Below are 17,636 nucleotides of genomic sequence, written 5' to 3' on the forward strand. Positions count from 1 at the left end.
ATCTGGTACTTCGTATCGCGACGAGTGACGCAGCAAGACTGCGGGGCGAGGGAGCTGGCCCTTGCCGGCCGCCGGCCGCTGCTTGCTCAGCAGGCTCCCCGTATCATCGTTCGCAACGAACCTCTGCTCTCGGCCATCGTTGCGTGAATCCACTGTCGTAGACGATATACAGGTAGTTTTCGATGTCCGCAGAGTCCCTCCAGATCTCCCGATCCTGGTGTCGGACGCCGGTGGCCTCGCTTCCCGCCGGAGGACCGTCGAGTTCTGCATAGGTGAGCACCGTGCCATCGGGGGCGGTGAGGGTGCCGAGCTGACCTTCGCGATCGTGGGCATACTGCCGCCCGAGGAATCGAATGAACACCACCTTGTCCGTTCCGCAGTCCTTGAACCCTTCGAACTCGACCATGATGCTGTTGGACACGATGTTGCCGGCAGGCGTGTACCAGGGACCGTACCGGTTCGTCGCACAACTCGCGACCAGGAGAAGAATGAAGATGAGCCCAATGCGACGGATCAGAGCCACGCGTTGTGAGGAATCGTGAGAACGATGATCGCAAGTGCGGTCAACAGGCCCGCGGCTGCGGTGCGCACACCGGCATAGCCTGATTGCCTCTTTGCCCGCGCTGCTGCCATGTGCGCCACGGCAACTGCGATCAGCATCCCGATCGGATGGACATAGGCCCGGAACACCGAGAGGTCCCATCCCCCCTTGGTGATCCACACAAGCAGCCCCAAGACGACCTGGAGATCGATCAGTCCAAGCGTGACGAAGACGATTCGGCCATATCCGAGTCCCCACGCGTCCCTGCGGAGGGTCAGCGTGACTCCGGCGATCGCGGTCGCGCCGAGTCCCGCCAGCACGAACCAGCGGACAGTCGAATGGGCGATGAGTAGCGCGTCGGGAATCCGGGACCTCCTTGTAGAGCTCGATTCTGTGACGGATCGCGAACAAGGTCAAACCTCGACCTCTGCACCCGCGTCGCTCATCCCGTTGGACATGACGCTCTCTCGGTGGCAAGCTATATCGAACCGCTATAACGATATCACTTTGCTTGACCTCGCAATTCTTGGCTTTCTCAAAGAAGAACCCCGTCACGGGTACGATCTGAAGCGCCGTCTCGCAGACCTCGGGCTGCGTTCGGTGTCATTCGGCTCCCTCTATCCGGCGCTGAGACGCCTCGACCGTCACCGCCTCATCGAAGCGGTCGATTCTCAGCAGCGTAAGAAGGTCTATCAGATCACCGCTGCGGGAGAAACCAGATTCCACGAACTCATCGAGGAGCGCACAACGGCGAACGAGGACGATCGCAGTTTCAATCTCAGAGTTGCCTTCTTCCGATACCTCGACCCCGAGACGCGTCTCCGGCTTCTGGAGCGGAGACGTATGATCCTTGCCGATCGGGCCAGTGATGCTCGCGCCTCGTTACACGAGACGATGCATCGCACACGAGCGCGGATCGACCGATACACGGTCTCGTTGATCGAACGAGGGGCGCACCGGACCGAAGCGGATATCGCCTGGATCGACGAACTCATTGAAACTGAACAGGCGGCGATTCGCCGTCGGAATCCCACGAAGGCTCGCACGTACGAATGAACGAAGGGAAACAATCAATGAGCACGATACGGGTGGCGGTCGCCGGAATGGGTAACTGCGCGAACTCCCTCATCCAGGGCGTCGAGTACTACCGCGAGGCAGATCCGAGCAACTCGGTACCCGGCCTGATGCACGTCAAGATGGACAGCTACCACGTTGGTGATCTCGAGTTTGTGGCCGCGTTCGATGTAGACGCCACCAAGGTCGGAGTCGACATGTCGAAGGCGATGTGGAACGGGCAGAACAACACCTACCGCTTCGCAGACGTCGACCACATGGGCGTCGAAGTTCTGCGTGGGCCGACCCTCGACGGGCTCGGCACCTACTACCGAAAGACGATCGACGAGTCCCCGGCGGACCCGGTCGACGTCGCCCAGGCACTGCGTGACTCTGGAGCAGACGTGCTGGTCAATTACCTGCCCGTCGGCTCGGAGATAGCTGCTCGGTCGTACGCGGAAGCGGCACTCGAGGCCGGGGTGGCATTCGTGAACTGCATCCCCGTCTTCATCGCCTCCAACCGCGACTGGTCCCGACGCTTCCGCGATGCAGGTGTCCCAATCGTTGGTGATGACATCAAGTCACAGGTAGGTGCCACCATCGTTCACCGGCAACTCGCTCGCCTCTTCGAGGACCGCGGCATCAACCTCGACCGGACCTCTCAGCTCAACGTTGGCGGCAACATGGACTTCATGAACATGCTCGAGCGCGAACGGCTCGAATCGAAGAGGATCTCCAAAACGCAGGCGGTCACCTCACAGCTCAGCCATCAATTGGCAGACCACAATGTTCACATCGGTCCCTCCGACTACGTCCCATGGCTGACCGATCGCAAGTGGGCGTACATACGGCTCGAGGGCAGCGCCTTCGGAGACGTGCCCCTGAACGTCGAACTCAAGATGGAGGTATGGGACTCACCCAACTCGGCAGGCGTTGTCATCGACGCGATCAGGACCGCCAAGCTGGCGAAGGATCGAGGCATCGGTGGACCGCTGCTCGGCCCGTCGGCCTACTTCATGAAGAGTCCGCCGGTGCAATACCACGACGAGGACGCCCGCCGGTTCGTCGACGAATTCATCTCGACGGGTGATTCGGAACGCGAAAGGATGCGAACCTTCCTCGAGTAGGGGTAGCCAGTCATCAGTCATCAAAGCGTTCCCGACAGAGGGCGGCGCGACGACTACTGACGACTAACTGAGAACAGGCCGCGAATCTGCTGAGCGATGCCGACCGCCGTCATCTCCGAAGGCGCTCCCGAATCCAGGCAATGTCGGCTGCCTGCGCCTCGGCTCCCCCCGGCGTCTCCACCACCACCGGTGCGCCGGCGTCGCGCACGACTTGTACCAGCAGGTCGGCGGGGATCTCGCCTTCCCCGAGGTTTGCATGCCGGTCGCGACGGCTGTCGAACGGATCACGAGAATCGTTCAGATGGATGAGATCGATCCTTCCCGTTGCCGCCATGACCCGATCGACGATCCCGTCGAGATCCTCGCCGGCAGCCCACGCATGGCAGGTGTCGAGGCAGAGTCCGACACCGAGAGCACCCACGGCCTCCCATAGCCGGGCAATGTCCTCGACTCTGCGGGCCATCGCATTTCCCCCACCCGCCGTGTTCTCGATCAGGATCGGGACCGCAGACTCGATCGGCTCGAGCGCCTTCCTCCACCGCTCCAATCCTTCTTCGAACGTGCTGTCGCCGGTCACATGGCCCCCGTGAACGACGACTCCAACCGAACCGATCGCCTCTGCCGCGGCAATCGTGTCGGCGAGTATCTTTCGACTCGGGATGCGCACCCTGTTGTTCGGTGAGACCACGTTGATCAAGTACGGCGCGTGCACGTAGATCGGCAGTTCCGACGCTGCCAGCTCGGCGGCGTCCTCCCGCTCGAGGGGCTTCTTCCACGACTGCGGGTTCGAGAGGAAGATCTGCACCGTATCGGCGCTTCGTGCCGACGCCTCCCCGATCGGGTCCGCGCCGGGAACGTGGGCTCCGATCAGCATGAGAGCGACCCTCTTCTCAAGACGTCCGTTCCGATTCGGTGGGGATCGACTCTCGGATCTCCCGCAGCGCGGCGGCGACACTCTTGGCGCTCTGTGACCATCCTGAGCTCTCGATCATGAGCGTCGCTGGACCCTCCCAACGTGCCGACCACGGGTCGGTAGGAAGCCCCTCTGGGTCGGAGATCTCCACGACCAGCACCGAACGCACCTCTCCATCCTCGTCGGCCATCTCCGCACGGAGATCACCCACCTCGTTCCAGGGGATCGACACGGCGCGCCGAAGGGGGCCTCGAAGGGCGATCCGGAGTCCTGCTTCGTCGGCAACGATCAACTTCCGTGGAAGGACGAGGTCTCGCAATCCCCAGATCACCATTGCCAATCCCGCCAGTACCGAGACGATGGCGAAGATCTCATCTCTCGGCTCGAAGGCCGGGATTTGCTCCGCGCCGTAGACGAGTGCACCGAACGCGTTGATGAAGTGCTGTTCGGCCAGCAGGTCGAGACCGACAAGGATGAACGGAACCCCGAGAAGCGAGAGGAGCCACATCCGCAGTGCGGACCGTTCGACCACTAGTCGATTCATTCGACAACTCCCAGGTCCACGGGACGGACCAGTGCAACATACGGTACCCCACGCTCGGCGATCAGCCGATCAGCCGCTCCACCACTCCTGTCGACCAGGGCGATCGCCTGAACGACGACGAGCCCATGCCCTACGGCGACGTCGACGGCTTCCGCCAGGGCGCCTCCTGTGCTGGTCGTGTCTTCCACGATGGCGACGCTATCCCCGGAAGCAACCGCACCCACCAACCGACCGCGCACACCATGGTCCTTATCCTGCTTGCGAATGGAGAATGCCCGCAGGTCGAGTCCCCGTTCCGTACCGACGATCGCGGTGGATACGGCAATCGGATCCGCACCCATCGTCATCCCCCCGACTGCCTGGACACCAGACGCCAGAACGTCGAGGACCGCCTCCGCCACCAACCGAGCCCCCGTCCCATCGAAGGTGGTCTGGCGGGCATCGAGATACCAATCGCTCTCGATCCCGGACCGAAGCAGAAACGGCCCATCGGTCCGCAAAGAATGCTCGATGAGATGTCGACACAAATCGCTCAAGTCCTGCTCCCGAATGTCGATAACATCGGTGTTAGCCAACCTCCCGCAGTTAGCCCGACGATAGCGACCGCCTTCCCCGAAGGCGGTCGCACCGGTTGTAGGGGCATTCGCTTTCCGGCCGATGAGCTGCTCCCATCGCCAAGCGTCTCCATCCCGCAGACCTCAATCATCACCGGAAGCACTTCGGACCTGTCGTTCTTCGAAAACTCCGAGTCGCAGCCTGCGGCAATCTGATCGGGGAGCGCGCCGACTCTTGCAGACATCTCGACGAGTCAGAGTGTCGAGTGAGGAGCGCATGAGCCTGGTTCGGGCTCAGCGCACGACCACGGCGATCATCCCCGCCGAGGAACGGCCCACCTACCTGCCGAATCGTCGGTCCCTCCGGGAAAAATCGCGCAGCGCTCGAAGAAAGTCGACACGCCGAAACGCGGGCCAGTAAACGTCCACGAACGCGTACTCTGCGTATGCGGATTGCCAGAGGAGGAATCCGGACAAGCGCGATTCGCCGCTCGTACGAATGACGAGGTCAGGATCGGGCAAGTCGGCCGTGTACAAGTGGGTTCCGATCCCCTCTGCGTCGATCCTGTCGGCGATCTCAGCGGCAGGAATGCCCTGATCGGCAAGCGCGGACACGAGGTCTCGGCACGCGTCGACGATCTCCTGTCTGCCGCCGTATCCCATGGCAATCGTCAAGCGCCTGCTCCCGCTCCCTGCCTGCTCTTCGACCTCTTTCGCTGCCGCGGTCAACGTGTCGGGAAGCAGTCCGAGACTCCCGATGAACCGGACCCGCAGGTCGTTGCGTGCCGCTATCTCCGGCAGACGTGCGAAGAGTCCGATCAGGACGTCGAAGTACGGCTCCAGCTCCTCGTCCGGTCTTGCCAGGTTCTCCTTCGACAGGAGCCATCCGGTGATCGCAGGGATCTCGATCTGCTCGGCCCAGCCGATGAACTCCTCGAACTTGCGCATTCCGGCCCGATAGCTCGCCGCATAGTCGGCCAACCCTTCGGCCCGGGCGTACCGACGATGACCGTCGAGGATGATGCCAATGTGGCGGGGCAGCCGATCAGCCGGAAGGCCACGAAGCACGCTGTCTTCGTATAGCCGGTAGACGGGCCGGAGGAGACGCTCGGACTTCACAGACCAATGCTACCCGTATCCCGACCCCACCCACCTCGGTAAACTCTGGGCGTGGAACGAACAACATTGGGACGAATGCACAATCCGGTTCGCGGGTTCCTTCACGGCGCTGCGGCCGTGGCCTCGGCCGTGGCCTTGGTCACTCTCGCCATACGCACTGCGTGGGACACGCCGCGCATGATCTCCATGATCGCGTTCGGACTCAGCGCCGTTGCGTTGTACACGACCAGTTCTCTGTATCACTCGGTCCCATGGAGGAGACGCTGGAAGCAGCGTATGCAGCGCCTCGACCACTCGATGATCTTCCTGCTCGTTGCAGGCACCTACACCCCGATCGCATTCAACGTTCTCTCCGGATCCCTCAAATGGGCGACCTTGTCGCTCGTCTGGGGCACTGCAGCAGCAGGGATCTTCCAGAAGGTGTTCTTTCCGAAAGTCAGGAACTGGCTCTCTATCACGCTCTACATGGTGATGGGATGGTTCGCCATCGTCCCGCTCCCACGCCTCCTGGATCGACTGAGCGCCGGGGCTGTCGCACTCCTGATACTCGGCGGGATCTTCTACAGCACGGGGATGATCCTGCTGGTGACCAAACGCCCCCGCCTCTCTCCGCGGGTGTTCTCCTACCACGAGGTGTTCCACGTCCTGGTCATCTCGGGGTCAGTCGCTCACTTTCTGATGATCCTGTTGTACGTGGCGCCGATTGCCCGGACATGAAAGAGTCGGATCCGTTCATCATGTCACGGACCCTCGACGTCCGCCTCCGCGATGAAACGCCGGTCCGCATACGACCAATCATCCCTGAAGACGGCCCGCGACTCGCCGAGGGGCTCAAAGAACTCTCTCCCCGATCCCGCTACTTGAGATTCCTCCGGTCGGTCGACACACTCAGCAATCAGGAGCTCACCTATCTGACGAACGTCGACTACGACACCCACTTCGCCTGGGTTGCCTTTGATGTCTCGACGCCGCAGCCGCGTGGCATCGGTGTCGGCCGCTACGCACAGTTCGAACCCGGCGCTGCGGAAGCCGCCGTGGTCGTTCTCGACCGGTACCAGCACAGAGGACTCGGTGGAATCCTCCTACGCCTCGTCGCCGAGACCGCCTCCGAACATGGTATTCGGCGATTCCGGGCGTGGGTCTCCCCACAGAACGCCGTCGTCATGCAAGCGCTCGAACAATGGGATATCGATCGCCGACTCGAGGAAGGAGCCGTCGTCGTCGACATCCCGCTTCCCTTGCCGTCGACACCGCTCGAAGACTCCCCCCTCTATCGCACACTGCGTGCAGCAGCCAGGGGAGAGCTCCGAGTTCACCCCCACGCAACCCAGGATCCTTCAGATGCCTTTGGGGAATTCGACGATGGAGGCGATCAGGACCCTCGACCCGCCTGAATCGATCAGAACCGCGACCTCGACCCGGACCTGATCAATCAGACAGAGATACTCTCACGTTCCCCCTCGCAGCACGCGAGGATTGACTGGGTTGCCGTACAGGCGAAGAGAATGGCGGCGAACACGACGGGTGCGCCTGGATACACGCCCCACATGACTCGGGGTTGCCTCGATCTCGAACGTGTCGGAATCGACGACAACCTGGCAGACTGCAGATGAGGAGAGGAGTTATCGTGGAATCTCAGCCAACTGTCCCCCAACCGATCAGCCAGGAAGCGAAGAATTGGGCGGTCATCGCACATCTGTCGGCACTGGTCAATATCGTCGGTATCCCCTCGGTCATCGGGCCACTCGTCGTCTGGCTCCTCAAGAAGGATGAAGATCCGTTCATCGACTACCACGGGAAAGAAGCACTGAACTTCAACATCTCTTTCATGATCTATGGCATCGTTTCGGGACTGTTGATATTCGTTGCCATCGGCCTTGTGCTGCTCCCCGTCGTCCTGATCGCCTGGCTCGTGCTGGTGATCATCGGCGCGATTCAGACGTCGAACGGTGAGTACTACCGCTATCCACTGACGATCCGCCTCGTGAACTGATACGAGCCTGCCGAACGGCGAAGTGCGTAGGCTGGGTGGCGGAGGTGACCCCCAGTGACAGTCTTTGCCGAATACACCGAGTACGACGCCATCGGCCTTGCCGATCTGGTCAGAAGTGGTGACGTACACCCTCGTGAACTCGTCGAGGCGGCGATCTCTCGCATCGAACAGTTCAACCCCCGCCTGAACGCAGTCGTCCACAAGATGTACGACCGGGCACTCGCCCAGGCGAAGCAGACGCTCGACGGGCCCTTCGCCGGGGTCCCGTTCCTCCTCAAGGACCTCACGGCGCTCTACGAGGGTGAACCGACGACCGCTTCGTCGCGCTTTCTCGAATTCTCCGTTGCCGACGAGGACTCGGTGCTGGTGTCGCGCTACCGCAAGGCGGGCCTTCTCGTTCTCGGCAAGACGAACACCCCCGAGTTCGGTCTGGTAGCTGTCACCGAACCCGCCCTGCGAGGTCCGACACGCAACCCATGGAATGTCGATCACACTCCGGGAGGCTCGAGCGGGGGCTCCGCAGCCGCCGTCGCCGCCGGGTTCGTTCCCGCAGCCCATGGCGGCGACGGCGGCGGGTCGATTCGCATTCCGTCATCTGCCTGCGGGTTATTCGGCCTGAAACCATCCAGAGGTCGCAATCCCATGGGGCCACACTTCGACGGAACCTGGCTCGGCCTCGTCCAGGAACACGTTCTGAGCCGCAGCGTGCGCGACAGTGCCGCAATGCTCGACATCTCGTCCCGGCCTGCAGTCGGCGAGCCTCTGATCGCGCCGGCACCGGAGCGCCCGTTCCTCGAAGAAGCTCACACAGATCCGGGGCGTCTGCGCGTAGCCCTCTGTACGGAATCCCTGTTCGGCACGACCACGCATCCCGACTGCGTCGAGGCGGCCGAAAAGGCGGCCGCTCTCCTGGAGAGCCTCGGACATCAGGTCGAAGAGGCATGCCCGCCGTTCGACAAGGCAAGGATGGTGGAGGCGTATCTGCGAATCGTGGCCACCGGCCTGGCCGCCGACATCGACTACGCAGCCCATCTCATCGGCAAGAAACCGGTGCCCGGCTTCTTCGAACCGGTGACCTGGCTCATGATGCTGATCGGGCGAAAGACCCGAGGCGACGAACTCGCTTCTCTTCTGGTCACAACTCAGGAAGATGCTCGGAGAATCGCCATCTTCCACGAGACCTACGACGTTTTGCTCACACCGACACTCGGTCGGCCTCCCGTGAAGATCGGAGAGCTCCAGCCTTCCCGGCGCGACGCTTTGGCGATCAAGGCCGTCAGTCGTTTCCCGGCCCGCAAGGTATTGGACTTCATCCTGGACCAGATGGCAGGCGAGCAGATGGACCCCGTTCCCAACACGATGCTGTTCAACCTGACGGGACAGCCGGCCATGTCGGTTCCCCTCCATTGGAATGCCTCGGGCCTGCCCATCGGCGTCCAATTCGTCGGCAGATACGGAGATGAGGCGACGCTGCTGAGGCTCGCCGGACAACTCGAGGCAGCCCAACCTTGGGCGGATCGTCATCCCCCACTCGCCTGAACGGTGATGGCGACCGAAGGCCGGGACCGTCATCGAAGACCGCTCAGCCCTCCGCTGATCTGCGGTCCTTGCGTAGCTGCCTCCAGCGTCGGGCGAGGTCGATATCTTCTTCCGCTGCCGGTTCTTCGGGTGCAGGTTCCGGCTCGGTCGGCTTGGTTTCCGGTCTGTCGGCGAGGGCGATGAAAGAGCCGAGCAGCTCGGCTGCTTCTTCGGACGTCATCTCCGGTTTCCCGGAGACCAGACCCTCCGGTCGATGGTCCAATGCACCTTCAGTGGCGACCTCCGGTTCCGATCGCCGTTCCTCGATCACAATCAGTCCGGACGTCGCAAGTTCCGCCAACGCCTTGGCCGCATCGAACTCGAAGATCTTCAACGCGATGGCGATTTCGCGCGGGGTTCTCACCGTGGCCAAGGCAGCGAGAATCGCCCAACGATGCGGATCAATCGTAATATCGCGGCCGATTGCCGGCGCCATTCGAAAGGAGGTGTCCACTCCTGGAACGACCTTGTGGATCTCGTCCCACTCTATGGAACGCACCGTCGCGGCTTCCATGGCGACTTCGACGTCGACCCGGTAGGTGGTTTGGTGCTTCATCATGACCCCGACGTCAAATGAGAAACTCCCCTCTGCCAAGGTGAGCAAGCGCACGAGTACTTCGGTCACCTGATTTCCGAAGAAGATGCCGAGCACAGCGGCCCGGGAACTCAAGACATCCTCGAGATGGACGGCCCGGCGTTCAATCGCCTCTCGCTCTTCCTCGCTGATGTGCTCCATCCGGGCGAGATCGTCGATGAGTTGATCATCGGAGCGGGTGGTCGCGTACGCAATCTGCCCATCGACGATAAAGATCCTGCCGCCAAGCTTCGGGGAATCCACCTGGAGCAACCCTGTCTCCTCGGACGCGGCAACGAGACGGAGTACCTCCGGCAAGGGAAAACTATCGAACGTCCCTTTGAGGGTCGCTACGCTCATTCAGTCTGTATCGGCAGCCGGAACGTCATGTGAAGCAGTATCTGGCCCGCTTCGTCCTTGGCACCCGACACGTGGCATCCATCGGGCAATTTCAGGCGTTCTCGACTACCCGAGAGCCGACTGCAGGGAACATACCTCTTCTACATCGCCGAGCGCCGTGGGAACATCTGCCGTGAGGATTTCGTACCCGTCCGACGTGACAAGCAAGTCGTCTTCGATCCTCACACCGATCCCGCGAAACTCCGTGGGGATAGCGTGCTCCACGTACCCCGCTTCGTCACGTTCCTCGGCCTCGACCTTGCGGGCAGCTTCCGTGCCGAGCCGATACCGTCGCTCCATCCAATCGTCCAGGTCGTATTCGAGGAGCGCGAACTTGCCGACCTCCCGCTCCGGATCGATGTAGATCCCCGGCTCGACCGTGAAGACCATGCCTGACTCCAGCACCCGAGAACCGGCGGCGTTCTTGTACGCGCCCACATCATGAACATCCATGCCGAGCCAGTGGCCGGTCCCGTGCATGAAGAACTCGCGATAGTGGTGCATGGCGATCGACTGGTCGGTTCCCTTCGGCAGCAAGCCCAGCTCAACGAGTCCCTCGGTGATGACCTTCCGGGCAGCAAGGTGCATTCGCTCGTAGGTCGCCCCGACGAGGACCTCGTCGAACGCGGCTCTCTGCGCGGCGAGCACGACTTCGTAGACGGCAGCTTGCGGCGCAGTGAACTTCCCGTTGACCGGGAAGGTACGTGTGACGTCGGCCCCCATATACCCGTATTCGGCGGCTGCGTCGATCAGGAGGAGGTCTCCGTCCTGCATCTGCCTGTCGTTCTCGACGTAGTGAAGAATGCAGGCATTTGGACCGGAGGCAACGATGGAAGGGTAGGCGTTGCGGGAGGATCCCCCGGCACGGAACACATACTCCATCACCGCTTGGACTCGATCCTCGCCGACTCCCGGTTTCGCGAACTTCATCGCTTCGAGATGGCCTGCTCCAGTGATGGCGGCCGCCCTTCGAAGGAGGTCAATCTCGGTCGAGTCCTTTCGGAGCCGCATCTCTGCGAGTAGCGATGCAAGCTCGCCGATTCCGACGGGCACGGGCCTGCCATCCTTGAGATGAAATGTTCGTGCGGCGCCCAGTGGCCCGAGAATCCTCTCTGCCGTATCTGTCCGGCAGTACAGCATCGGTCGCCCGATCAGGTACCCCCGGAGGCGTTCTTCGAATTCACTCAACGGATAGGCCATATCCGCCCCGAACTGCTCGACGGCTCCCTCGACACCGGCCCTGCGGCCGACCCAGGTCTCTTGCTCCTTGTCCCGGGGACGGACGAACAGCACATACCGCTCGGCAGACTCCGATGGATTGAACACGGCGATCGCGCCGGGTTCCTCGAAACCGGTCAAGTAGTAGAAGTCACTGTCCTGGCGAAACTCATATTCGGTGTCGCTGTTTCTGGTCGTCTCCTTGGCTGCCGGAAGAATCGCGATCCCATCGCCAAGAAGCTCGAAGAGGCGTTGCCGCCGTGCCGAAGGATTCATGGGCGTGAGCGTAGCGACTCAGGCAATCGCCGCACCGAGCAGCGTTCCGATCCCGAACACGATCCCGGCCGCGACGAGGCCGAAGATCATCTGACGCATTCCCGAGAACACGATGCTCCTCCCCGTGAGCAGAGCGATCCCGGCCCCGGTCACGAACAGAGCTACACCCGAGAGAGCCATGCTCCACGCGATCGCGACCGTTCCACCGCCGAAGAAGAAGGGGGTCACGGGAACGATCGCCCCAAAGGCGAACAGGAAGAAGGACGTCCCGGCGGCCTCCCATGGATTCCCTCCCATCTCGTCGGGGTCGATGCCCAACTCCTCACGAGCGAGCGTATTCAGAGCGGTTTCCTGATCCTGCATGATGTGCGCCGCGAGTTCTCTGGCCCTGTCCTCGGGGAGTCCCTTTGCCTGATAGATCAAAGCGAGTTCCTCGGCCTCCTCTTCCGGCATCGCCTCCAGCTCCTCGGCTTCGATTTCCAGTTGCTTCGTGGCCAGTTCACGCGCAGACTGAACGCTCAGCCACTCGCCGAGCGCCATGGACGCCGCACCGGCGAGTAAGCCGGCAAGCCCTCCGATCAACACCGAGTCTCGCGAGAAAGTTGCACCGGCGACGCCCATGATCAGAGCCAGGTTCGACACGAGACCGTCGTTTGCACCCAGCACCGCTGCCCTGAGAGCGTTCCCTCCGACGGTTCTGTGCCGGCCTTCGATCCGGGCAAGAACACTGCCCTCGACACCGTTCGTGGCTTCACCAGCGAGTGCGGAGAGGATGCGCGCATGTGATCGCTCGTCCGCCCGCATCCCTTCTCCTTCGGTCTCGGGCTGTTCGTCGTACATCGTCTGGCCTGCCTTTTCGGAGGCCGCCATGACGCCGACGAGTACCTGCGGTCCGACCCTCCGAGCCAGCGACATGACCAAGCGAGCCTTCAATGAGGGTTTCGCCGGCGGTACGGCTTTGTCGAGCGCTTCCAGACGCTCCACCCAAAACGAGGCGTGCCGCTCTTCGGTGTCGGCCAACTTGCGATAGACCTCGACCAGATGCGGATCCGTCTCGAGATCGGCAAGCAACCGGTACTGGGCGGCCCCGTCGATCTCGTCCTGGTAGTTGTTCCGATAGCGGGCGGCATCATCCATGCCGATCAGCCTACCTGTGGGGAAACCCTCAGGGCTCGGACCAAACCGGTGTGTCCAGGCTCAATTCAGCCAATCGCGCAGGTGGGCGATCTGGTCTGCAACCTGGACATCCAACCTGCGCCGCTGGACACTCCCCTTCGGATCGAGCAAGTCCAGATCCTGCGGCTGGAACAGCCCATGTGAGGAAGTCAGCTCGTCCACCGAGAGATCCGACAGGTTCCTGTCCTCCGACACCAATCGGGCGACCAGTTCCCCCACCGATTGATGGGCCTCGCGGAACGGCACGCCTCGGCCAACCAGTGCTTCGGCAAGGTCCAGGGCCGCAACCCACGACGACGGCTCCGGAGCATGGAACTCGGCACTCGTCAGCAACCCGGCCAGAACCTCCAGCGCGCCGGCGAGCACGTCGTCGGCATGGAATACGGCCGCCTTGTCTTCCTGAAGATCTCGGTTGTAGGCCATCGGAAGACCCTTCTGGAGGGTCAGAATCGACACGACATCCCCGATGACCCGTGCGCTCTTGCCCCGCACGAGTTCAGCGATGTCGGGATTCTTCTTCTGTGGCAGCGCCGACGAACCCGTCGAGTATCTGTCGGAGAATGTCAGCCAATCGAACTCACTCGTAGCCCACAGCACGAGTTCCTCCGCCAATCGCGACAGCGTCACCATCGATTGTGCTGCACAGAATGTGTACTCGGCCACGATGTCGCGAGATCCGACGGCCTCGATCGAGTTCTCGAACACCGCCGCCATGCCGAGCGAATCCGCGACCGATCGCGGGTCCAACGGCAAGCTGCTTCCCCCTGCCGCACCGGCTCCAAGGGGAGAGACATCCAGTCTGGCCATCACGCCACCAAACCGGTCCGCATCTCTGCGAAGCATCCAAGCGTACGCGAGCAGATGATGTGCCAGCGGAATAGCCTGCGCCTGCTGCAGGTGCGTGTAGACGGGAACCACCACGGACCCGACATCTTCGGCTGCCTGAACGAGCACACCCACCAGCGACCGTATCTGGGCGATCCGATCGAAGGCCGCCCGCTTCAGATACAGGCGCGTGTCGAGCGCAATCTGATCGTTGCGGGACCGCCCCGTGTGAAGCTTGCCGGCAAGTGGACCAACGAGTTCGTACAGGCGCCGTTCGACGGCGGAGTGGACATCCTCGTCGGTCGCGGAGAACATGAACCCGTCGTTCTCGGATTCCTCGAGAACCACGACGAGGCCTTCCACCAACCGATCGGCTTGCTCAGAAGAGAGGATTCCCACTTCGCCGAGCATCTTCACATGCGCGAGTGAACCCTCGATGTCCACGCCGAGAAGTCGCCGGTCTGCATGGTCGACGGTAAACCGCCACATGGCTTCGTCGGGCGGCTCCTCGAATCGGCCTCCCCAGAGTGTCACTCACCCTCCCCCAGACGATGCTCGGCGAGGGTGCGCAGCCGCAGTCCCTGCAGACGGATGAACCCGGCTGCGTCTGCCTGGTCGTACACATCGTCCTCTTCGAAGGTCACCGTCGCCTGATCGTAGAGGGCGTAGCGGTCGGATCGTCTGCCCTCCACGGTTACCTGACCCTTGTACAGCTTGAGGCGAGCATCACCGGAGACACGACCCTGTATGTTGTCCATGAACGCCTGAAGCGCTTCACGTTCTGGAGCGAACCAGAATCCGTTGTAGACCATGTCCGCGTAACGGGGAACGAGTTCATCGCGCAGATGAGCGACCTCACGGTCGAGTGTGATCGACTCGACCGCCTTGTGGGCATGTTGCAGGATCGTCCCACCGGGCGTCTCATACACCCCTCTGCTCTTCATCCCCACGAAGCGGTTCTCCACGATGTCGACCCGTCCGATTCCGTGCCTGCCGCCAAGCTCGTTCATCAGAACGAGCAGGTCGGTGGGTTGGAGTTCCTCGCCGTTCACTGCGACGGGATCTCCCTTCCGATACGTGATCGTCACCCATTCGGGATCCTCGGGACCGTCCTCGGGAGCGACGGTCATGCGGAACATCTCCTTGGGAGGAGCCACCCACGGATCTTCCAGGACTCCCCCTTCGTAGGAGATGTGGAGTATGTTGGCATCCATGCTGTACGGCCTCTCCGGTGTCACCGGGATCGGGATGCCCCGACTCTCCGCATAGGCTACGAGGTCGGCGCGCCCTTTGAGGTCCCACTCTCTCCACGGTGCGATCACCCGGATGTCCGGCTTGAGAGCATACGCAGAGAGTTCGAACCGAACCTGATCGTTGCCTTTTCCAGTCGCACCATGTGCAATCGCATCTGCACCCATGGCCTCGGCCACCCGCACCATCCCCTTGGCAATCACGGGGCGGGCAAGAGAGGTCCCCAGCAGGTAATACCATTCGTACACCGCGTTGGCACGAAGGGCAGGCAATACGTACTCACTGACGAATTCGTCCCGAAGGTCTTCCGTGATCGCCTCCACGGCACCCGTTTTCAGCGCTTTGACGCGGGCCTCTTCGACCTCTTCGCCCTGGCCGACGTCTGCCGTGTATGCGATCACCTCCGCGTCGTACTCCTCGATCAACCACTTGAGAATGATCGACGTGTCCAATCCACCGGAGTACGCCAATACGACCTTCATCATCCAACTCCGATCTGTTCGAGTGTCTTGGCAAGCCAATTCCCACCATGCTGCTCATCCGCCACGATCAGTACGGTGTCATCTCCGGCAACCGTGCCGAGGACACCGTCGAGACCGGAACGGTCGATTGATCCGGCCAGTACTTGGGCTGCACCCGGAGGTGTCTTCACCACAACGAGATTGCCGCTCGCCTTGATTTCGTTGGCGAATTCGGCCAGAACCCGGTCCAAGCCACCGTCATCTCTCCGCATCGTCTGTAAGGCATAGACGAATTCGTTCCCCTGCCCGCGAACCTTGACTGCTCCGAGTTCCTTCAGGTCCCGGGAGACGGTCGCCTGGGTTACTGCAAATCCCTCATCCGTCAACAGATCCGCCAGCTCATGCTGGCTCGACACGTCCAGCGTCGTGATGATGCGGCGAATCGCTCGCCGCCGCGCAGCAGTCTTCATGATCCATGGATTATACGCATATGCGTATGGACCATGCAATGTCGCAGAAACGCGTATCGACGTTGCGACCGAGAAGTACTCATTTCATCGGCCACGCTGCCGATATACACACACGTGACCATTCTGCCCCAGGGCCGCGGCTGGGCCCGCACCGACGACGGCAGGCTCGTTACCTTGTACCTGAGGATGCGAGTCTGGCTTTCTGCGAGTGCGGCCTCCCTCACCACGTTGATGTTCCTCCTGTCCGGATCCCCGGAGGCGGCACGGCTCGCAATCGTCACGACGTTGCTTGCCGTCCATGCGCAAATTGGGCGTCGCCAGGACGATCGCCGCGTAGCAAGGGCACTCCTTGCCGACGCCACCGTGGTGGGTCTGACGCTGACCACGATCGCCATTCCCGCTGTGGCCATCGCAGGACTGGCGTTTCTCATCGCCGTGTCCACCCTTCTCCTCTCGCACCGTCACGCCGTTCTCGTGTGGGTGTACGGTGTCGGCTGGGCCGCTCTGTCCGTCTGGCAGACCAACAACCCGCGATCCCTCCCCGACCCGATCCAAAAGCCTGCAGAAGCAATTGCGATCGTCTTCTTCCTTGGAAGCCTCGCTGCAGTCGTGGGCATCGTCACCAAGGCACTTCGCCGCTCGGCCCGTGAGCAGATCGATGCTCGAAAGACGATCGAAGTCCGTGAGCAACAGCTCCGATCCTCGAACGCCAAGCTCTCGGCCCTGGTCTTGTCGAAAGACCAGTTCATCGCTGCCGTATCGCACGAACTCAGGACACCTCTCACAGCCGTCGTCGGCCTGGCGAGAGAACTCACCCAACGAGAATTCCACAGAGACGAGCGGATCGAGTTCCAGGACATCATCGCCGTGCAGGCAAGCGAGGTGTCCAACATCGTCGAGGATCTCCTGGTCGCTGCTCGAAGAGACGTCGGAATCACCGTGCACCCGGAGCGCTGCCACCTCCCCGACCTACTCCACACGGTCGCTTCGGCAATCCCAGTCCCCATCAGCATGACCTTCGAGGATCAACTCGAGGCCTTCGCCGACCCGCTACGTCTTCGTCAGGTGATCCGCAACCTTCTGACCAACGCCCAGCGATATGGCGGAAAGCACATCGAACTCGAAGCAGCGAGCAACAACGAGACAATCACGATCGAGGTCCGCGACGACGGGCCGGGTATCGAAGGTATCGACGCCGAGCGGATCTTTCAGGCATACGAGACCGCATCGACCATTGTCGCCCAGCCCGCATCGATCGGCCTCGGCCTCTCCGTCGCCCGAACGCTTGCCCGTCTCATGGGCGGCGACGTTCGGCATCGTCGCGACGACGGCTGGACCGTCTTCTCATTGGAAGTACCGGCTGTCTCTCCGGATACCTCAACGTGCTCCTAACGCCTTGACTGGACGTTCGAGAGTGAGAAGTGAGGCGTTGCTCTCCCCGCCGCCCGCACATCTCCCTGTGCCGCCCAACCCATTGTCATCGACCAATGCCCGGGACGATGGAAGGTTCCGCGTCCAACCGGCGTTCGCGGATCTCCCTTTCGTCGCACGAGAAATTCGACTT

19 protein-coding genes are annotated in these 17,636 nt (G+C 61.9%); 7 read left to right on the top strand and 12 right to left on the bottom strand.

Features of this window, described 5'->3' with window-relative positions:
• Positions 1-103: 103 nt before the first annotated feature.
• Complete coding sequence (locus GWP04_00150; GenBank protein ID NIA23959.1) at positions 104-523, bottom strand: hypothetical protein; 420 nt, start codon at positions 521-523, stop codon at positions 104-106.
• A complete protein-coding gene (locus GWP04_00155) occupies positions 514-861 on the bottom strand; it encodes a hypothetical protein (protein NIA23960.1) in 348 nt (115 codons plus the stop codon). The genes GWP04_00150 and GWP04_00155 overlap by 10 nt, the downstream gene beginning before the upstream one ends.
• Positions 862-886: 25 nt before the next feature.
• On the opposite strand from GWP04_00155, the gene GWP04_00160 reads away from it, so the two are divergent.
• Positions 887-1,597 (top strand): PadR family transcriptional regulator, encoded by a 711-nt coding sequence (locus GWP04_00160; protein NIA23961.1) that lies wholly within the window; start codon positions 887-889, stop codon positions 1,595-1,597.
• A 17-nt stretch (positions 1,598-1,614) separates the two neighbouring features.
• Positions 1,615-2,721, top strand: a complete 1,107-nt coding sequence (locus GWP04_00165) for an inositol-3-phosphate synthase (GenBank protein ID NIA23962.1) — start codon at positions 1,615-1,617, stop codon at positions 2,719-2,721.
• A 109-nt stretch (positions 2,722-2,830) separates the two neighbouring features.
• Here the strand turns inward: GWP04_00165 and GWP04_00170 are convergent, their stop codons facing one another.
• From GWP04_00170 to uppS, 4 genes are all read right to left on the bottom strand, one after another.
• Complete coding sequence (locus tag GWP04_00170; GenBank protein ID NIA23963.1) at positions 2,831-3,595, bottom strand: deoxyribonuclease IV; 765 nt, start codon at positions 3,593-3,595, stop codon at positions 2,831-2,833.
• Between the two features lie 16 nt (positions 3,596-3,611).
• Entirely contained in the window at positions 3,612-4,178 is a 567-nt protein-coding gene (locus GWP04_00175; protein ID NIA23964.1) for a hypothetical protein, read from the bottom strand.
• Positions 4,175-4,714 carry an orotate phosphoribosyltransferase gene (pyrE, locus tag GWP04_00180; protein ID NIA23965.1) on the bottom strand — a complete coding sequence of 180 codons (540 nt, stop codon included), beginning with the start codon at positions 4,712-4,714 and terminating at the stop codon, positions 4,175-4,177. The genes GWP04_00175 and pyrE overlap by 4 nt, the downstream gene beginning before the upstream one ends.
• Positions 4,715-5,071: 357 nt before the next feature.
• The gene (gene uppS, locus GWP04_00185) at positions 5,072-5,851 is read right to left on the bottom strand and encodes a di-trans,poly-cis-decaprenylcistransferase (protein ID NIA23966.1); all 780 of its coding nucleotides are present in this window, start codon (positions 5,849-5,851) and stop codon (positions 5,072-5,074) included.
• 51 nt (positions 5,852-5,902) lie between these two features.
• On the opposite strand from uppS, the gene GWP04_00190 reads away from it, so the two are divergent.
• From GWP04_00190 to GWP04_00205, 4 genes are all read left to right on the top strand, one after another.
• On the top strand, positions 5,903-6,568 hold the full coding sequence (locus GWP04_00190; protein ID NIA23967.1) for a hemolysin III family protein: 666 nt from the start codon (positions 5,903-5,905) through the stop codon (positions 6,566-6,568).
• A 20-nt stretch (positions 6,569-6,588) separates the two neighbouring features.
• Entirely contained in the window at positions 6,589-7,245 is a 657-nt protein-coding gene (locus GWP04_00195) for a GNAT family N-acetyltransferase (protein ID NIA23968.1), read from the top strand.
• A gap of 215 nt (positions 7,246-7,460) precedes the next feature.
• A complete protein-coding gene (locus GWP04_00200) occupies positions 7,461-7,844 on the top strand; it encodes a DUF4870 domain-containing protein (GenBank protein ID NIA23969.1) in 384 nt (127 codons plus the stop codon).
• 54 nt (positions 7,845-7,898) lie between these two features.
• Entirely contained in the window at positions 7,899-9,383 is a 1,485-nt protein-coding gene (locus GWP04_00205) for an amidase (GenBank protein NIA23970.1), read from the top strand.
• Positions 9,384-9,426: 43 nt separating this feature from the next.
• Here the strand turns inward: GWP04_00205 and GWP04_00210 are convergent, their stop codons facing one another.
• The 6 genes from GWP04_00210 to argR all read right to left on the bottom strand — a co-directional run bounded on the left by GWP04_00210 (position 9,427) and on the right by argR (position 16,072).
• Complete coding sequence (locus tag GWP04_00210; protein NIA23971.1) at positions 9,427-10,356, bottom strand: DUF4388 domain-containing protein; 930 nt, start codon at positions 10,354-10,356, stop codon at positions 9,427-9,429.
• Between the two features lie 105 nt (positions 10,357-10,461).
• A complete protein-coding gene (locus tag GWP04_00215; GenBank protein NIA23972.1) occupies positions 10,462-11,889 on the bottom strand; it encodes a M24 family metallopeptidase in 1,428 nt (475 codons plus the stop codon).
• A gap of 18 nt (positions 11,890-11,907) precedes the next feature.
• Complete coding sequence (locus GWP04_00220; protein NIA23973.1) at positions 11,908-13,026, bottom strand: rubrerythrin family protein; 1,119 nt, start codon at positions 13,024-13,026, stop codon at positions 11,908-11,910.
• A 60-nt stretch (positions 13,027-13,086) separates the two neighbouring features.
• Complete coding sequence (argH, locus tag GWP04_00225) at positions 13,087-14,424, bottom strand: argininosuccinate lyase (GenBank protein ID NIA23974.1); 1,338 nt, start codon at positions 14,422-14,424, stop codon at positions 13,087-13,089.
• Positions 14,421-15,623, bottom strand: a complete 1,203-nt coding sequence (locus GWP04_00230) for an argininosuccinate synthase (protein ID NIA23975.1) — start codon at positions 15,621-15,623, stop codon at positions 14,421-14,423. The genes argH and GWP04_00230 overlap by 4 nt, the downstream gene beginning before the upstream one ends.
• On the bottom strand, positions 15,623-16,072 hold the full coding sequence (argR, locus tag GWP04_00235) for an arginine repressor (protein NIA23976.1): 450 nt from the start codon (positions 16,070-16,072) through the stop codon (positions 15,623-15,625). The genes GWP04_00230 and argR overlap by 1 nt, the downstream gene beginning before the upstream one ends.
• Before the next feature lie 114 nt (positions 16,073-16,186).
• Here argR and GWP04_00240 point away from each other — a divergent pair, with 114 nt between their 5' ends.
• A complete protein-coding gene (locus GWP04_00240) occupies positions 16,187-17,464 on the top strand; it encodes a hypothetical protein (protein ID NIA23977.1) in 1,278 nt (425 codons plus the stop codon).
• Positions 17,465-17,636: the final 172 nt, after the last annotated feature.

It is taken from the genome of Gammaproteobacteria bacterium, assembly GCA_011682695.1.
Classification (GTDB): domain Bacteria; phylum Actinomycetota; class Acidimicrobiia; order Spongiisociales; family UBA4744; genus BMS3Bbin01.